The following is a 17826-nucleotide window of genomic DNA, read 5'->3' as shown; positions in this document are numbered from 1 at the left end:
CAAACTCCGGACACCTTACAAATAAATCAGATATAAGTGTCCTATAAAACAGGGAAGCAAAATATGATTTAAACACAAAAAAACCACAACAAGCTGTTGTGGTTTTTGGAAATTATAAATACAAAAATGGTTTATTCACGAACGTAGATCACGTGGCCGTCATCTTCATCATCATCGTCCCAATCATCCCAGTCATCGTCATCTTCAGTAATGACATCTTTTCCGGACATGGCATCTTTATGGTAGTCATCCCACATAAAGTCGACTTTTTCTTCTTCCGACTCTTCAATGACCTCTTTTGGCAAAGCTTCCATAAACTCAGCCAGCTGGAAGCAAAGATCCTTGGTGCCCTGTTTATTCACCGCTGAGATCTTAAAGTAACGATCTTCCCATCCAAGCGCATCTAAGATCTCCTGGATCTTCTCATTCGCTTCTTCTTCAGGCATAAGATCGGCCTTATTAAATACAAGCCATCTCGGTTTAGCTGCCACTTTTTCACTGTACTGTTCCAGCTCATCAATAATGGTCAGAGCATTTTGCACAGGATCCGTGCCATCAATAGGCAGAATATCGATCATATGCAGAAGTACACGGCAACGCTCAAGATGCTTAAGGAAGCGGATACCAAGACCGGCACCATCAGCCGCACCTTCAATCAGACCTGGAATATCAGCAACAACAAAGCTTTTTTCCGGAACCACACTCACAACACCAAGACTTGGGATCAGAGTGGTAAAAGGATAATCCGCCACTTTTGGTTTGGCCGCTGAAACCGCGCGAATAAAGGTAGACTTACCGGCGTTAGGCAGGCCAAGCATACCAACATCAGCAAGCAGCAATAGCTCCAGACGAAGCTCACGCACTTCACCTTTAGTACCCATGGTCTTCTGACGAGGAGCACGGTTTACTGAAGATTTAAAACGTGTGTTGCCAAGGCCATGCCAGCCGCCTTTAGCGACCATCACTTTTTTACCGTGCTCAGCAACTTCAGCTACGATTTCGTTAGTGTGGATATCAACCGCACGTGTACCAACAGGTACCTTCATAACCTTGTCTTTACCACGCTTACCGGTACAGTTACCGCCACGACCATTTTCACCACGCTCTGCTGCGTAGAAACGCTGGAAGCGATAGTCAATAAGTGTATTCAGGTTCTCATCAGCTTCAATATAAACATCACCGCCGTCACCACCGTCGCCACCATCAGGACCACCTTTAGCAACAAACTTTTCTCTCCAGAAGCTAACAACCCCGTTACCGCCGTCGCCAGCATCTACTTTTACTACCGCTTCATCTACGAATTTCATTTCTTACTCCGCATTGGTGCAAATACCAATCTTCGATATCAATTTTAGCAGATATAAGGGCTATAGGACGGGCTTCGCCCTTGGAGGCTATGGGGCTATGGGGCTATCAGGGAAAACTCCCCATAACCTCATAGCCCTATAACCCCATTACCCTTTATATAAATAAAAAACCCCGCCGAATCGGCAGGGCTTTTGAATTCAGCTAGAAACTAAAATTATTCAGCTTCGATGCTTACGAATTTACGGTTCTTAGGACCTTTAACCTCGAACTTCACTTTACCGTCAGATAGAGCGAATAGAGTGTGGTCTTTACCGATACCAACGTTAGTACCAGCGTGGAACTTAGTACCACGTTGGCGAACGATGATGTTGCCCGCTAGAACTGATTCACCACCGAAACGCTTAACACCAAGACGTTTACTTTCTGAATCACGACCGTTACGAGTAGAACCGCCAGCTTTTTTGTGTGCCATTGTAAAACTCTCCTAATAACTTAAGCGTTGATACCAGTGATCTTCACTTCAGTGAACCACTGACGATGACCCTGTTGCTTACGAGAGTGCTTACGACGACGGAACTTAACGATTTTTACTTTATCGCCACGACCGTGCTTAACCACTTCAGCAATTACCTTGCCACCCTCTACAAGAGGAGCACCAACAGCGATTTCTTCGCCATTAGCTACAAGAAGAACTTTATCGAACTCAACAGTTGCGCCTGTTTCAACGTCTAATTTCTCTAAACGAAGAGTTTGACCTTCGCTTACACGGTGTTGTTTACCACCAGATTGGAAAACAGCGTACATTTTTTACTCCGCTTTTTCCGCACAGCCTAATATGCATTATGAGCAATTTCGGGTGTGCGCTAAACTAATCATCAATAGGGCGCAGATTCTACGCGAATGAGCACTCTATGACAAGCCATATTTTAAAAAAATTGGCGAAAAGCTAATCGCCAAAGAAAAGTGGGAGGATCATGCCTATGAATGTTGTATTAATCAATGCTTTTTAGTGTAAAATTCCACTTCAAACTAAAACAATTATCCCTTACAGGACCTGATCTCAGCCGGATGTACCATGGATTTTAAAGCTATCCAAGCTCTTACTGCCGATGACATGGCAAAAGTGAACGAAACAATCCTCGCCCAACTTAATTCTGAAGTAACTTTAATTAATCAGTTAGGGTTCTATATTGTCAGTGGTGGAGGCAAGCGTCTGCGCCCTCTTCTGGCTGTTCTTTCTGCAAAAGCACTGGACTACAAAGGTGATGCTCATATTACTGCTGCTGCTTTTATTGAGTTTATCCATACGGCTACCCTGCTGCATGATGATGTGGTTGATGAATCTGATATGCGCAGAGGCAAAGCAACCGCAAATGCCGCATTTGGTAATGCTGCCAGCGTGCTGGTTGGTGACTATATCTACACACGCTCTTTCCAGATGATGACCAGCCTGGGATCCTTAAAGATCCTTGAGCTGATGAGTGAGGCGGTAAATGTTGTCTCTGAAGGTGAAGTTCAGCAGTTGATCAACTGCAACGATCCGGAGACAACAGAAGAGAGCTACATGCAGGTGATCTATTCAAAAACCGCCCGCCTGTTTGAAGCTGCAACCCAGATCGGCGCGATCTTGGTGGAAGCACCGGAAGAGACAGAAAAAGCGCTACAGAACTATGGCAAGTATCTGGGTACCGCCTTTCAGCTTATTGACGATGTGCTTGATTACACCGCTGACGGTAAAGAGATGGGTAAAAACGTTGGTGACGATCTGGCCGAAGGTAAACCTACCCTTCCTCTTCTATATGCTATGTGGAACGGATCAGACGATCAATCGGATATGATCCGTGACGCCATCGAAAATACCAACGGCATGGAAAAACTGGATCAGATCCTGGAAGCAATGAAAGAGACAGGTGCGCTGGAGTACACAACAGAGCAGGCCCATAAAGAAGCGGATAAGGCGATTGCTGAGTTATCTGTACTGCCGGACTCAGAGTATAAAGAGGCCTTGGTGGCGTTGGCGCATTTGGCGGTTAAAAGGAATAAATAAGGTTATAGGTTATAGGTTATAGGTTATAGGTTATAGGTTATACACAAGACTAAAAACATAAAGCGCGGAGGTTCAATACCTTCCGCGCTTTTTTCTAAATTCAGTTACACAAAAACGAGCACGTAAAACCTGTAACCCGCCACCTGTAACCTGTTACCCACTTTTAAACCTCAAACTTCTCCCCCTTAACAATATCCCCGTTAAGGCTTTCCAACATTCCGCTTAAAGTTTGAGTTTCAAACGCACTCAGCTCACCAATGCTAAGGACTTCTTTAACCCCTTCTTTACCTAACTCAACCGGCTGAGCGAAGAAACGGGCATGTTCACCGTTACCTTCTACATAAGCACACTCAACGATGCCCTCTTCACCGTTCATGGCTTTAACCAGAGACATACCGAAGCGGCAACCAGCCTGAGCCATAGAAAGTGTCGCAGAGCCGCCACCGGCTTTTGCTTCTACAACTTCTGTGCCTGCTTCCTGGATACGGGTAGTTAATGCAGCGATCTCTTCTTCACTGAACTCAACACCCTCTACCTGTGACAACAAAGGTACAATAGTTGGTGCAGAGTGGCCGCCGATAACAGGAACACGGACTTCACCAGGATCTTTACCCTTTAACTCAGCAACAAAAGCTTCTGCGCGGATACAGTCAAGCGTGGTGATACCAAATAACCGGCGCTTATCGTAAACACCGGCCTTCTTCAGAATTTCAGCGGCGATAGGAACAAGTGTATTTACAGGGTTAGTAATGATACCCAAAAGAGCATTCGGGCAAGTAGCTGCAACATTTTCTGTTACGACTTTGGCAATACCTGCATTCACATTAAACAGGTCAGCGCGGGACATACCGGGTTTTCGGGCAACACCGGCAGAAACTAATACGATATCAGCACCTTTAAGTGCAGGCGTCATATCATCTCCGGCAAAACCTTCAACAGAAACAGGAGTCGGAATATGACTGAGATCTTTTGCTACACCCGGCGTAACCGGAGCAATATCATACAGAGAAAGCTCTGAACCAGCAGGAAGACGATTCTTCAGCAACAAAGCCAGAGACTGCCCTATACCGCCAGCGGCACCTATTACAGCTACTTTCATAGTAGTTCTCCTTTAGGATTTAAAGTTATAAATGTTTCACGTTCGTTTTCTTAATTCTTTTACTTCATCAATAAAACGAAACTAAATGATCCATATACTTATTACAATTATTTAACTTCAGCTTTGCGACGTCGCGCACCTCACTCTTCACATGCGACCAAAGTAGTATTGATATTTTAAACTTTACAAGGAGTTATCTACATTTATGTCATATTCAGGTTAACTGCCATGATCTTGATGTCTACTGCATTTTTATGCAGTTTGTTTGCTCCAAAACACAGGTTTGTGCCAAAATAAGTTAAATTAATTTTTCGTGAAATGAACATTATGCGTAATACAGAAAAACAAGATAACCTGGTCCGTGCATTTAAAGCGATCCTGAAGGAAGAGAGATTTGGTTCTCAGGGAGAAATTGTTGATGCACTGAAACTGGAAGGTTTCGAAAACATCAACCAGTCAAAAGTTTCCCGAATGCTGACTAAATTCGGCGCAGTGCGTACAAGAAACGCAAAAATGGAGATGGTTTACTGTCTGCCTGCTGAACTTGGCGTACCAACAACATCCAGCCCATTAAGAGAACTGGTTCTGGATATTGACCACAATAACGCACTTGTCGTTATCCATACCGGTCCTGGTGCGGCCCAGCTTATCGCCCGCCTGCTTGACTCGCTGGGAAAAGCAGAAGGCATTCTGGGTGTTGTTGCCGGTGATGACACCATCTTTATAACACCGACGCTGAGCGTATCGACAAAAGAATTATATGACTCTGTATGCACGCTTTTTGAATATGCAGGTTAGATAATTTTACAATTTCAATATGTGATCATACTTCCATTTTTATTCCGTGACAAAGATCACATAAAAGCAAATCCAATTACAAAAATCAGTCACGCAGCTAAGTGACTGATTTTTATGAAATTGCCTTTTCTTTAGCGAATAAAAATCACACTTGTAGCACAGGTTTTTCACCTAATTCTCGTATTCTTTCTATAATTATTCGCCACATTTTTGGTATTATTCAGCCAATTTTCCAACAAATGGATTGGAAAAGATGCCGTATCCAACACAGGAAACTCCCCTTTCAACTATGCTTTGAAAGCGGAATAAATAATGAATAAAGGAAGGAAAATTCATGGCATTCAGAAAACTTGTGCAAGCTGGCGCAATCGCAGCAGCAGTAATGGGGTCAGGTGCAGTTAGCGCTCAGGAATTTATTACTATTGGTACTGGTTCAGTTACAGGTGTTTACTACCCAACTGGCGGTGCAATCTGCAAACTCGTCAACAAAGGCCGTAAGGATCACAATATCCGTTGTTCAGTTGAATCAACTGGTGGTTCTATCTACAACGTAAACACAATCCGTGCAGGTGAGCTGGATTTTGGTGTTGTACAGTCAGACTGGCAATTCCACGGATATAACGGTACAAGCAAGTTCGAAGAGCAGGGTCCGTACAAAAAACTACGTGCTATGTTCTCTCTTCACACAGAACCATTCAACATCATCGTTCGTAGCGATGCTGGTATCGACAACGTAAAAGATCTTGAAGGTAAGCGCGTTAATATCGGTAACCCAGGTTCCGGTGACCGTGCAACTATGGGCGTTGTAATGGATGCTTTAGGCTGGACTAACGACAGCTTTAAACTAGCAGCTGAACTAAAAGGTTCAGAGCGCTCACAGGCACTGTGTGATAACAAAATTGATGCATTTATTTACATGGTTGGCCACCCAAGTGGAGCTATCAAAGAAGCGACAACTTCTTGTGATGCAAAACTGGTTTCGGCTACAGGTCCTGAGATCGATAAAATCGTAGGCGACCACCCATACTATGCATACAGCACACTACCAGCGGGTACTTACCGCGGTACAGAATCAGATGTGAACAGCTTTGGTGTAGCTGCAACTATGGTAACAACAACTGACGTTTCAGATGATGTTGCTTATAACGTAGCTAAAGCAGTATTTGAAAACTTCGATACTTTCAAACGTCTGCACCCTGCGTTCGCTAATCTGAAGAAAGAAGATATGGTTAAAGCTGGTCTTTCAATTCCTCTACACCCAGGTGCAGAGAAATACTACAGAGAAGTGGGCTTAATTGAATAAGCATAAATTGCTTGTCAATGAGTAAGAATTAAGGAGGCGCAAGCCTCCTTATCAATTTTAAGCTCAATTGATTTATTTCTTTCCCGAATAACACATTGTTTTTAAAGACAATAAATTTAATTCTTCGGGTGTTTCCCACTTTTCTGGATAGACCATCAATAATAAGGATAAAGTACATGACGAAGACAAACACACCGTCTCCAGATGTGCAAGAAATGGTGGCACAGGCAGATACAGGCGCAAGAAACCCGAAAGGTATTCCTGGCCGTATTCTATGGTTTGTGCCCCTTTGCTGGTCATTGTTTCAACTTTGGTACGCTTCGCCACTGCCATTTATTTTTAATTTCGGCGTACTTAATGACACTGAAGCTCGTGCAATACACTTAACGTTTGCAATCTTTCTTGCCTTCACTGCTTACCCGGCTCTGGCGCACTCTCCAAGAGACAGAGTGCCTTTGATCGACTGGGTTTTATCTCTGGCAGGCAGTTTCTCGGCAGCATACATTTTTATTTTCTATACCGAACTGGCTAACCGTTCAGGTGCACCTACTACGCTTGATATCGTAGTAGCTGTTATCGGTATGATTCTGCTTCTGGAAGCAACACGCCGGGCTCTGGGTCCACCGCTTATGGTTGTAGCGGCTGTATTCCTGACCTACACCTTCGCAGGCCCTTATATGCCTGACGTTATTGCCCACAAAGGTGCCAGCCTTAACAAAGCTATGTCGCACCTGTGGCTAACGACGGAAGGTGTATTTGGTGTTGCTCTGGGTGTTTCCACATCCTTCGTATTCCTGTTTGTACTTTTTGGTGCCATGCTTGAACGCGCCGGTGCCGGAGCTTACTTCATTAAAGTGGCTTTCTCCCTGCTTGGACACATGCGTGGTGGTCCGGCTAAAGCTGCGGTTGTTGCATCTGGTCTGTCCGGTCTTGTTTCCGGTTCATCCATTGCAAACGTAGTAACAACAGGTACCTTCACCATTCCACTAATGAAGCGTGTTGGCTTCCCGGGCACTAAAGCAGGTGCCGTTGAAGTAGCGGCTTCCACTAATGGCCAGCTAACTCCACCAATCATGGGTGCGGCGGCATTCCTTATGGTGGAATACGTTGGTATCTCCTATGTTGAAGTAATCAAAGCTGCGCTTCTACCTGCATTGATCTCTTATGTGGCACTGCTTTACATCGTTCACCTTGAAGCCTGTAAAGCGGGCATGAAAGGTCTGCCTCGTCGTCATACTCCGACTATCGTGCAGAGCCTACTCTCTTTCACTGGTACTATCCTTGGCCTTTGTGTTATCAGCGCCGCTGTTTACTACGGTGTTGGCTGGACTAAAGATGCCTTTGGCGATGCTGCAACCCCTATCGTAACTGTTGCACTATTTATTGCTTACCTTGCGCTGGTTCGTGTTTCTGCTGCCTATCAGGAGCATGCACATATGTCCATTGACGAAGAGCTGCAGGAAGTGCCTGATGCCGGTCCGACCATCAAGTCCGGTCTGCACTACCTGCTGCCAATCGTGGTACTGGTCTGGTGTCTGACTGTTGAGCGCTTCTCGCCGGGTCTGTCAGCATTCTGGGCTACGGTATTTATGATCTTTATCCTGCTGACTCAGCGTCCTCTGATTGCTTTCTTCTCTAAAGAAGGTGATATCAAAGAAGAGGTGATGCAGGGCGTAAATGATCTGACTGAAAGCCTGGTATCCGGTGCCCGTAACATGATCGGTATCGGTGTAGCGACAGCGGCTGCCGGTACTGTTGTTGGTGTTGTGACACTAACCGGTATCGGTCTGGTTATGACTGACTTTGTCGAGTTCATCTCGGGCGGTAGCGTTATTCTGATGCTTCTGTTTACAGCCGTTATCAGTCTGGTGCTGGGTATGGGTCTGCCGACAACGGCAAACTATATCGTTGTATCAACACTTATGGCTCCGGTTATCGTAACTCTGGGTGCAAGCCATGGCCTGATCATTCCGCTAATCGCTGTACACCTGTTTGTGTTCTACTTCGGTATCCTGGCGGATGATACACCTCCGGTTGGTCTTGCTGCCTTCGCAGCAGCTGCGATCGCTAAGTCTGACCCGATTCGTACCGGTATTCAGGGCTTTACCTACGATATCCGGACCGCAATTCTGCCATTTATGTTTGTGTTCAACACCCAGCTTCTGATGATGGGTATTGATACCTGGTGGCATCTGGTTCTTACCGTCATTTCAGCAACACTTGCTATGCTGATATTCTCTGCCGCAACTCAGGGATGGTGGTTTACCAAGAACAAGTGGTGGGAAACTATTCTCCTTCTGGTACTGACATTCTCCTTCTTCCGTCCGGGATTCTGGTGGGATATGGTTTATGCTCCGGAAGAACTTCACCCGGGAGTTGAGATAGCTCAAATTACTGAAGATCTTCATGTGGGACAATCACTTGAGCTAAGAGTTGCAGGTGAAACTCTGGAAGGCAAGTATGTCGAAAAAACGGTTCGACTGCCATTTGATGATCATGCTGTCGGTGCAGAAGCCAGACTCGCTTCCACAGGCCTGATGCTAAACGAAACTGACGGCAAGATGATTGTCGATATGGTTGAGTTCGGCAGCCCGGCTGAAGCGTCTGGTATCGATTTTGACTGGGAAATTAAGTCAGTTGTGATCGAAGCCGACCGTCCGATGAAAGAATGGGTATTTGTTCCTGCCTTCCTGCTGCTTCTTGGTCTAGGATTAAATCAGAGAAGACGTGCTCGTCAGGAAGAAATGAGCGCATAGCGGATTTTCCGGTATCAGGTACAGCCTGATACCGGAGTGGTTCATAACGGAAAGGGATAATTAGGAATTACCTCCTGCCATAAAAAGAGTTGCGAATATGTATAAACAGATCCTTGTTCCTGTTGATTTGAATGAAAAAGGCTTTTCAGATAAAGCGGTGGCGCAGGCAGTTTGGCACGCCAAACATGCGAATGCTGAAGTACACCTGTTAAAAGTACTTCCCGGAATCCATATGTCTATGGTAGCGACATACTTCCCCAAAGATGCTGCTATCCAGATGAAAAAAGACGTGAAAAAACAGCTTGAGCAATTTGCGACTCAGCATATTGATGACGAAGTTGTTTATAAAACACACGTTGCCGAAGGGAAACCTTATGCAACTATCCTTGAGTACGCAGCAAAGCTGGGCATTGATCTGATAATTATGCCAAGCCACAAGCGCTCTAAGGTTGATAAGGTAGTACTTGGTTCTGTGGCAAGTAAGGTTGTGCAGAATTCACCGGTGAATGTGCTGGTGGTTAAGCCGCAGGGTTAATTAGCTTTCAGCCTTCAGCTATCAGCTGTCAGAACTCGAACTGATAGCTGACAGCTCCGCTTTCCTGCACCCTGCCGCCCCATTAACTTTTCGGCAGTGTTTTATAATCCGGCAACTCCCCCGCAACCTCAAACTGCTCCAACACCGACGCCTCTGCCTGCGGATAAAACTCGCAAGGCACAAACATAGTCCGCAGCTTATTATCTTGCGGGTGGTAAAAACTTAACTCCGCCGAATGCAGCTGAAGCCGGTCTGAAAATGCCTTCGCTTCGTCGTGAGCATAAAACTCATCGCCCACAATCGGATGGTCAATTGCCAACATATGCACCCTCAGTTGATGAGACCTGCCGGTGATTGGCAGAAGCCTGACCAGCGTGGTCTGCGCTTCTCTCTGTACGACCTGATATTTTGTTAGTGAGTGCTTACCGTGCTCAAAACAGACTTTTTGTCTCGGCCTGTTTGGCCAGTCACAGATAAGAGGCAGCTCCACTTCACCTTCATCCTGCTCCACATGTCCCCATACCCGGGCATAATAAATCTTATGCGTCAGACGGTACTGAAACTGTTTCTTCAGGTGACGTTCAGCCTCTTTGTTCAGAGCAAACAACATCAGACCGGAAGTCGACATATCCAGCCGGTGTACAACCTGAATCTCAGGAAAGCGCTCAACCAGCCGGCTCCAGAGACTGTCGTAATGTTCAGCTAAACGCCCCGGAACAGATAACAACCCCGCAGGCTTGTTTGCTACCAGGATATGATCGTCCTGATAGGTGATGTCCAGGTAGGGGTCGGTGGGGGGGGTGTAGGTTAGTAGTGCCATAAAATCTCAGGGCTATGGGGCTATGGGGCTATGGGGCTATGGGAACCGTACCCTATCGCCCTATAACCCTCAAGGGCAAAGCCCGTCCCCATAGCCTATAATCTTAATCAATTATGCGAAACAACAATCAACCGCAACGAATCCAGCTGAACCTGAGCTTTACCGATATACCCGGTAAGCTCACTAATCTGCTGCTCAATCGCCTGAAGTTCTTCATCACGGATATTCGGGTTTACCGCTTTTAGTGCCTGCAGACGCTCTAACTCGCTGTTCAGGCTGGCTGACATATCGGACTGAGCCTGAGTGCGGATGGCTTCAACCTTATCTCCAATCTGGCCTTCAGCCGCTTCAATCAGCTTATGTACATCATTCTGCACTGAAGTCACCAGCTTACTTGCCAGGTGCCGGTTTACTGCACTTAGCTGACGGTTAAAGCCTTCAAACTCAACCTGAGAAGAGAGATCATTGCCGCGGGCATCCATCATCAGGCGAATTGGTGTCTGAGGCAGGAAGCGGCTGATACCGCTGCTCTTCGGTGCCTGAGCATCCACAAGATATATCAGCTCAAGCAGAATGGTCCCCACCGGCAGTGCTTTGTTTTTCAGCAGAGAAACAGCAGAGGTACCTACGCCTTCGCTAAGCAGCAGATCGATGCCACCCTGAATCATAGGGTGTTCCCAACTGATAAAGTGCATATCTTCACGGGAAAGTGCTGTTTCACGGTCGAAAGTGATGGTTGCGCCTTCATAAGGAAGCCCAGGGTAACTTGGCACCATCATATGCTCAGATGGTGTAACCACCAGCGCATTATCGCCTTTGTCATCCTGATTCAGACCAATGGTATCAAACAGGCTAAGGGCAAAGGTCACAAGGTTAGTGTCGCCGTCGGTAGAAGCAATCTTCTCTGCGATTTTTTCAGCTTCTTTGCCACCGTTCGAGTGCATTTCCAGCAGACGGTCTCGTCCCTGCTCAAGCTGCGCCTTAAGAGTCAGGTTAATTTTACGGGACTCTTCGATGATATCGTCCAGCTTCTCCGTATCACCGGATGCCAGCATAGCAATCAAATCATCAGAAAACTTATCATAAACCGCACGCCCTGTCGGGCAGGTTTCAGAGAATGCCTGCAGACCTTCATCGTACCAGCGTGCAAGAATCCCCTGAGAAGTCCCCTTCAGATACGGAACATGAATATCGATATCACGCTTCTGACCAATACGGTCCAGACGACCGATACGCTGCTCCAGCAGGTCCGGGTTAAACGGCAGGTCAAACATCACCAGTTGATTCGCAAACTGGAAGTTACGGCCTTCAGAACCAATCTCTGAACAGATAAGCACCTGAGCACCGCCCTCTTCCTGAGCAAAGTAAGCTGCTGCTTTATCTCTCTCCAGAATGGACATACCTTCATGGAATACAGTGGCACGGATACCTTCACGCTCACGCAGTGCCTGCTCAAGCTGCAGTGCAGTTGAAGCGCGGGAAGCAATCACCAGAATCTTCTCTGAACGCTTCTCCATTACTTTTTCAATCAGCCAGTCAACACGGCTGTCAAACTGCCACCAGCTTCCTGCGTCGCCTTCAAACTCCTGGAAGATCTCTTCCGGATAAAGCATTTTCATTGCTCTGGCTTCAGGAGCCATCTTTCCGCCAATCATGCCGGAAACACGCATGGAAGTTTCATACTGCTTTGGAATATCCATCGGCATAAGGTGAACGTTACGCTTAGGGAAACCGGATATCGCTGCTCGGGTGTTTCTGAACAGAACCCGGCCTGTACCATGTCTGTCCATCAGGTTATCGATAAGTTCGTGACGCGCGCTGGCTTTCTCTTCTTCAGCAACATCGCCTTCGATGATTCTGAACAGCGGCTCAACATCCTGCTCGGACAGCAGTTCTGTGATCTGGTTTTTCGCCTCATCAGCAAGTTGCTCGCCTGAGAACAGGTTACTTACCGCATCGGCTACCGGAGCGTACTGCTGCTCTTCTTTCACAAACTCAGCGTAATCATAGAAGCGGTCCGGGTCCAGAAGGCGCAGACGGGCGAAGTGGCTCTCATGGCCAAGCTGCTCAGGCGTTGCCGTCAGAAGCAGCACACCGTCAGTATTTTCCGCTAAACCTTCAACCACCTGATACTGTCTGCTTGGCTTATCTTCGCTCCACTCAAGGTGATGAGCTTCATCCACCACAAGAAGATCCCATTCACCTTCCAGAGCCTGCTCAAAGCGCTTTTTGCTTTTTGAGATAAAGTCCAGTGAACAAAGCACCAGCTGTGCGGTATCAAAGGGGTTATCGGCTTCAGCAAAAGCTTCCACGCAGCGCTCTTCATCAAAGATAGAGAAATGAAGATTAAAGCGGCGCATCATCTCCACCAACCACTGATGCTGAAGGGTTTCAGGTACGACGATCAGCACACGTTCGGCGCGGCCGGAAAGCACCTGCTGATGAATAATCATACCCGCTTCGATGGTTTTACCCAGACCAACTTCATCGGCCAGTAAAACACGCGGCGCATAACGGCGGCCGACTTCGTGGGCAATAAACAGCTGATGCGGAATAAGACCGGCACGCATACCACAAAGGCCGCGCATCGGGCTCTTATGCTGCTCAAACTGATTTTTCAGAGCGCGGTAGCGAAGGACAAAGTTATCCATACGGTCAATCTGACCGGCAAACAGCTTGTCCTGAGGCTTGTTAAAACGGATCTGGTGGCTAAGGAAAATTTCACGCAGCACAACACCGGTTTCTTCCGTGTCATTACGGGTACCGATATAGGTCAGCAGGCCGTTATCTTCCTGAACCTCTTCAACGGTCAAAGACCAGCCTTCCTGGCACTCGACCTCATCTCCAACATTAAATAATACTCTGGTAACAGGAGCATCGGCTTTGGCATAAACCCGGTTCTCTTCCGATGCCGCAAACATCAGCGTCACCGTCCGGGCGTCCATTTCCACTACTGTTCCTAAACCTAAATCGCTTTCTGTATCGCTGATCCAGCGTTGGCCCAAAGCAAATGTCATAGGGTTGGTTACCTCTTTGTTGGAGTTGAATTGAATCTTTAAATCTTAGTTTTAAATGGAAAAGCAGGGGCTACTTTTTTGCGCCTATTTTAGCCTATCCAGGAAAGGGCGCTAATATTACTCGAAGCCGTGACACAGGTCACGGGGAATTGGGGGATTTTTTTTGGGGGGTGGGGGCGGGCTTCGCCCTGATGGGAAGATGGGGTTATAGGAAAAAGCATTTCACCCCATAGCCCTGACTTTTATACACAAATATTAAAGTGACCAGAGAACGGTTCTCCCCCTTGAGTGAAAAAGCCTAACTGATTGATAAAGCTAATAGAAGGGGGAGTTAGAGGGGGTTGGTTATGCCACGTATGGTTAAACCACCAAAACTTAAGCTCATGAGAAGCAACCCCTCCCAGCCTCCCCTTCGATGCTACTTCTTCGAAAATCCGGCCTTTCGAGGCTAAGGGGAGGAGCATTCTTTGGCTCATTAAACTTGTGTATAAGAGTCAGCGCCCCATAACCCCATAACCTATTATTCCCCCGCCCTAACAAATTCCGCCAGCCGCTCATCCTCATGCCCGGCACTCAACCTTTCCACCCGGTCGCATACCTTAACCTTCCCCTCATCCACAAACACAAAATCCGTAGCAATCGCTTTTGCGTCGTTAATATGGTGAGTGACCATCAAAACCGTGATGTTTCGTTCTGATGCCAACTGCTTTACCAGTGCCAGCATTTCCGCTCTCAGGATGGGATCCAGTGCTGAGAAAGGTTCATCCAGCAGCCAGACTGAGTGAGGCTGAACAAAGCAGCGGGCCAGTGCGACTCTCTGTCTCTGGCCTCCGGATAACTGCTCCGGCAGGCGGTCGAGATACTCTTTTATTCCTACCTGTTCTGCGGCATCTTCAACCTGTTTTTTCTGAGCTGAAGTGAGCTTTAAACCCGGATGCAAACCCAGCCCGATGTTTTCTCTGACAGTCAGATGTCCAAACAGGTTATGCTCCTGAAACAGCATGGCAAAGGGACGCTGATGCGGTTCCAGTTGAGTCAGCTTGTTATCACCTAACTTTACCTCTCCGCTTTCCGGGGTAATAAAACCGGCAATTAAGGCAAGCAGTGTCGACTTACCTGCACCGCTTGGCCCCATAACCGAAGTGATTGAACCCTGTCTGATATTCACATCAAAAGAAAACAGCGCTTTGTGGTATCGGTACTTAATATTATTTACAGCAAGCATCAGAGTCTCCGGAACATTCTTTCTACAAAGCTAAAGGTCGCAAGGGTAAGGAGGAAAAGACAGAGTGAAACCATTGCAGCGGCTTCCATCTGATAACTTCCAAGTAACTGATAAAGATAAAGCGGCAGGGTACGGAAATCCTGACTGCCAAACAGGGCAATGGCACTCAAATCGCCGATAGAAACCATAAAGCCAAGCGCGAAGGCGTGTGAAATTGGCTTTCTCAGCGCCCGGCACTCCACAAGCCATAAGCGATTCCAGCCTTTCATTCCAAGGCTGGCACACAACTGCTGATAGTTATGCTCAACCTGAAACATGGGCTGAGCAAGTGTTTTAATCACGTAAGGCAGTGCCATCAGGCTGTTTACTGCAATGACGATAAAAAAGGCAAAGCTGAATACATCGCCAAACTGCCGGAACAGCAGAAACAGGCCGGTACTGACCACCAGGCCGGGTGTAACAAGAATCACAGTCCCTACCAGCTCCAGTCGGTTGGCACTTCTTCCCATATTGCGTAACCGCCATGAACGGCTGGTCAGCAGTATTCCGGCTCCCGCCAGCAAGGCAATAGCCGCAGAAACAGAGGCGATGGATACAGAAGTCTGCAGTGCCTTCCAGAAGGAGATATCTCCCAGAACACTGAGTGATTTCGGGTTAATCCCGCTGATGATAACCATCAGCAACGGGGGAACAACTAAAAGAACAGACATGGATATCCAGAGCCAGTCCCATAAGCGTGATTTCCAGTCATCATTAATCAGCAAAGCTGTCTCATTTCGGTAGTCTGAAGAAACGGTATTCCCCTTACCCAGCTTCTGAATGGTCAGATACAAAACCGTACAAACCAGCATCTGCCAGATAGCCAGAATAGCGCCAGCCTGCAGGTCAAAATCAAACTTTATCGCCTGATAAACCGCTACTTCAATGGTTGTGGATTCCGGCCCACCACCCAGCGCCATTACAGTGGCAAAGCTGGTAAAGCAGAGCATAAACACCAGCCCGCAAATCTGCGGAAGCTGCTGGCGGATACGCGGCCACTCCACCCATTTAAATTTATACCAGTGACTCATTCCAAGGTGCGCACAAAGCTTATGCTGCTCCAGCGGAATACTCTCCAGCGACTGCAGAAACAGACGGCTGGCGTAGGGAAGATTAAAAAACACATGAGCCAGCAATATACCGTTCAGACCATAGATGGAAAACGGCAGTTTCTTATCAAACCAGACAAACAGCTCCGCCAGCAAACCACTGTTACCGTAAATAGCCAGAAGGCCAAACACCCCAACCAGAACAGGCAGCACCAAAGTAGAAGCAAAAAGTTTAAGCAGCAGTTTCTTTCCCCGAAACTCTCTGCGAAACAGAGCATGAGCCACAGGTATCGCCAGCACCACACTTATCAGGGTAGAAAGAAAAGCCTGATAGAAACTGAACTTAGTTACATGCCGGTAGTAGGGGTCCGCCCAGATATGGGTAATATCCAGGGAAGGGGAATGGGTCAGCAGAGCAGAAAGGGCAGAAACGACGAAGGCCAGGATGATAAAGGCTATGAGTAGGCCGGATATTGGGGTTTTCTGCATAGGTAAATTATGACTCTATGGTGACTGGTTAGAATTTGGGGCTATGGGGCTATGGGGCTATGGGGCTATGGGGGACCGTACCCTATAGCCCTATTACCCTCAAGGGCGGAGCCCGTCCCTATAGCCCTAATCCCTCTATTTTATACTCGCCCTCTGCCATTCCCTAATCCACCCTTTCCTGTTCTCCTTCACCTCTTCCGGTGTAAAGGTTAGAGATGTTTTAGGCAGAGTCAGGGTATCAAAGCCTTGCGGAAGACTGGTGTCGGTTACCGGGTACATCCAGTTGCCGGTTGGGATTGTGTTCTGGAATTCATCGCTCAGGATAAAGCTCATAAACTTATCCGCCAGTTTTTCGTTCTTTGAGCCCTTCACTTTGGCTGCCACTTCTACCTGCATATAGTGACCTTCAGCGAAATCTGCTGCGGCATATGCAGAGTTACTTTCAGCAATCAGGTGGTAAGCCGGGGAGGTGGTGTAGGAAAGCACCATATCTGACTCCCCTTTCAGGAACATGGAGTAGGCTTCCCACCAGCCTTTGGTTACTGTTACTTTTTTCTTATCCAGTTGCTGCCAGGCTTTTGCTACGTCATCACCGTAAACAGACTTCATCCAGAGCATCAGGCCCTGCCCAGGCGTGGAAGTACGCGGATCCTGATAAATCACCTTCAGGTCGTCGCGCTCTTCAACCAGTTCTTTCAGGCTTTTTGGTGGATTGGTCAGTTTTTCTTTGTTGTAGACGAAAGCAAAGTAGCCATAGTCAAAGGGAACAAAAGTGCTGTCAGACCAGCCGTCAGGCAAAGTAACGGCCGCAGTGTCCACAGAGTGCTCAGCTAAAAGACCGCTGGCTTTAGCCTCAGCCATAAGGTTGGTATCAAGGCCAAGGATGATATCCGCTTTGCTGGATTTACCTTCCAGACGAAGACGGTTCAGAATAGAAACGCCATCATCAAGGGCTACAAATTCAAGATCGCAACCGCACTGTTCTTCAAAGGCTTTCTCTATTTTAGGGCCAGGGCCCCACTCTGCTGAAAAAGAGTCATAGGTATAAACTGTCAGCTTATTGTCTGCTGCCAGAGCCGAAAATGAGGTTGCAAGTGCTAATGCGGAAATAGTGTATTTCACTGGACGCTCTCCTTAAATGAGCGGCACAGGGATGAGGAGGAATGCTGTACAGATTCTTGCTCAATTCCTACGCCAGTATTATCTGGTTCAGGTCTACGGGTATTCTCTCAGCCAGCCAAGTTGGTCAGCACCCCGTTGAGTTATGGTTCCTGCAATTTTCAGTCATTGAATATTACAGGAGCTATGGATTGTAATGCGGAAATATAATCAGAGCTAATA

14 protein-coding genes and 1 riboswitch are annotated in these 17826 nt (G+C 47.2%); of the genes, 5 read left to right on the top strand and 9 right to left on the bottom strand.

The features are described from left to right. Nucleotides 1-131: 131 nt before the first annotated feature. From cgtA to rplU, 3 genes are all read right to left on the bottom strand, one after another. Nucleotides 132-1307 carry an Obg family GTPase CgtA gene (cgtA, locus tag L3Q72_RS01620; RefSeq protein WP_275130953.1) on the bottom strand — a complete coding sequence of 392 codons (1176 nt, stop codon included), beginning with the start codon at nucleotides 1305-1307 and terminating at the stop codon, nucleotides 132-134. Between the two features lie 215 nt (nucleotides 1308-1522). Beyond that, nucleotides 1523-1780, bottom strand: a complete 258-nt coding sequence (gene rpmA / locus L3Q72_RS01615) for a 50S ribosomal protein L27 (protein ID WP_014205843.1) — start codon at nucleotides 1778-1780, stop codon at nucleotides 1523-1525. 20 nt (nucleotides 1781-1800) lie between these two features. Then, nucleotides 1801-2112: a 50S ribosomal protein L21 gene (rplU, locus tag L3Q72_RS01610; protein ID WP_275130952.1), complete on the bottom strand. Its 312-nt coding sequence runs from the start codon at nucleotides 2110-2112 to the stop codon at nucleotides 1801-1803. A gap of 271 nt (nucleotides 2113-2383) precedes the next feature. Between rplU and ispB the strand changes: the two genes are divergently transcribed. Then, nucleotides 2384-3355, top strand: a complete 972-nt coding sequence (gene ispB / locus L3Q72_RS01605) for an octaprenyl diphosphate synthase (protein WP_275130951.1) — start codon at nucleotides 2384-2386, stop codon at nucleotides 3353-3355. A 163-nt stretch (nucleotides 3356-3518) separates the two neighbouring features. Here ispB and mdh read toward each other — a convergent pair whose 3' ends face one another. After that, nucleotides 3519-4454, bottom strand: a complete 936-nt coding sequence (gene mdh, locus L3Q72_RS01600) for a malate dehydrogenase (protein WP_275130950.1) — start codon at nucleotides 4452-4454, stop codon at nucleotides 3519-3521. A gap of 327 nt (nucleotides 4455-4781) precedes the next feature. On the opposite strand from mdh, the gene argR reads away from it, so the two are divergent. From argR to L3Q72_RS01580, 4 genes are all read left to right on the top strand, one after another. Further along, nucleotides 4782-5252 (top strand): transcriptional regulator ArgR, encoded by a 471-nt coding sequence (gene argR / locus L3Q72_RS01595; RefSeq protein WP_275130949.1) that lies wholly within the window; start codon nucleotides 4782-4784, stop codon nucleotides 5250-5252. Nucleotides 5253-5586: 334 nt separating this feature from the next. Continuing rightward, nucleotides 5587-6555, top strand: coding sequence for a TAXI family TRAP transporter solute-binding subunit (locus tag L3Q72_RS01590; RefSeq protein ID WP_275130948.1), 969 nt, complete (start codon nucleotides 5587-5589; stop codon nucleotides 6553-6555). Between the two features lie 176 nt (nucleotides 6556-6731). After that, on the top strand, nucleotides 6732-9311 hold the full coding sequence (locus L3Q72_RS01585) for a TRAP transporter permease (protein WP_275130947.1): 2580 nt from the start codon (nucleotides 6732-6734) through the stop codon (nucleotides 9309-9311). Nucleotides 9312-9408: 97 nt separating this feature from the next. Beyond that, a complete protein-coding gene (locus L3Q72_RS01580) occupies nucleotides 9409-9846 on the top strand; it encodes a universal stress protein (protein ID WP_275130946.1) in 438 nt (145 codons plus the stop codon). An 82-nt stretch (nucleotides 9847-9928) separates the two neighbouring features. Here the strand turns inward: L3Q72_RS01580 and rluA are convergent, their stop codons facing one another. From rluA to thiB, 5 genes are all read right to left on the bottom strand, one after another. Continuing rightward, nucleotides 9929-10666, bottom strand: a complete 738-nt coding sequence (rluA, locus tag L3Q72_RS01575) for a bifunctional tRNA pseudouridine(32) synthase/23S rRNA pseudouridine(746) synthase RluA (protein WP_275130945.1) — start codon at nucleotides 10664-10666, stop codon at nucleotides 9929-9931. 107 nt (nucleotides 10667-10773) lie between these two features. Beyond that, complete coding sequence (gene rapA, locus L3Q72_RS01570; RefSeq protein WP_275130944.1) at nucleotides 10774-13683, bottom strand: RNA polymerase-associated protein RapA; 2910 nt, start codon at nucleotides 13681-13683, stop codon at nucleotides 10774-10776. Between the two features lie 520 nt (nucleotides 13684-14203). Beyond that, entirely contained in the window at nucleotides 14204-14908 is a 705-nt protein-coding gene (gene thiQ, locus L3Q72_RS01565) for a thiamine ABC transporter ATP-binding protein (protein ID WP_275130943.1), read from the bottom strand. Then, nucleotides 14908-16485 carry a thiamine/thiamine pyrophosphate ABC transporter permease ThiP gene (gene thiP, locus L3Q72_RS01560; RefSeq protein ID WP_275130942.1) on the bottom strand — a complete coding sequence of 526 codons (1578 nt, stop codon included), beginning with the start codon at nucleotides 16483-16485 and terminating at the stop codon, nucleotides 14908-14910. The genes thiQ and thiP overlap by 1 nt, the downstream gene beginning before the upstream one ends. Nucleotides 16486-16620: 135 nt before the next feature. Then, nucleotides 16621-17607 (bottom strand): thiamine ABC transporter substrate binding subunit, encoded by a 987-nt coding sequence (gene thiB, locus L3Q72_RS01555; protein ID WP_275130941.1) that lies wholly within the window; start codon nucleotides 17605-17607, stop codon nucleotides 16621-16623. Nucleotides 17608-17654: 47 nt separating this feature from the next. Then, nucleotides 17655-17752: riboswitch (TPP riboswitch) on the bottom strand. Nucleotides 17753-17826: the final 74 nt, after the last annotated feature.

Source organism: Vibrio sp. JC009 (assembly GCF_029016485.1).
Lineage (GTDB): Bacteria > Pseudomonadota > Gammaproteobacteria > Enterobacterales > Vibrionaceae > Vibrio.
This window is presented reverse-complemented; position numbering and strand designations above follow the sequence as displayed.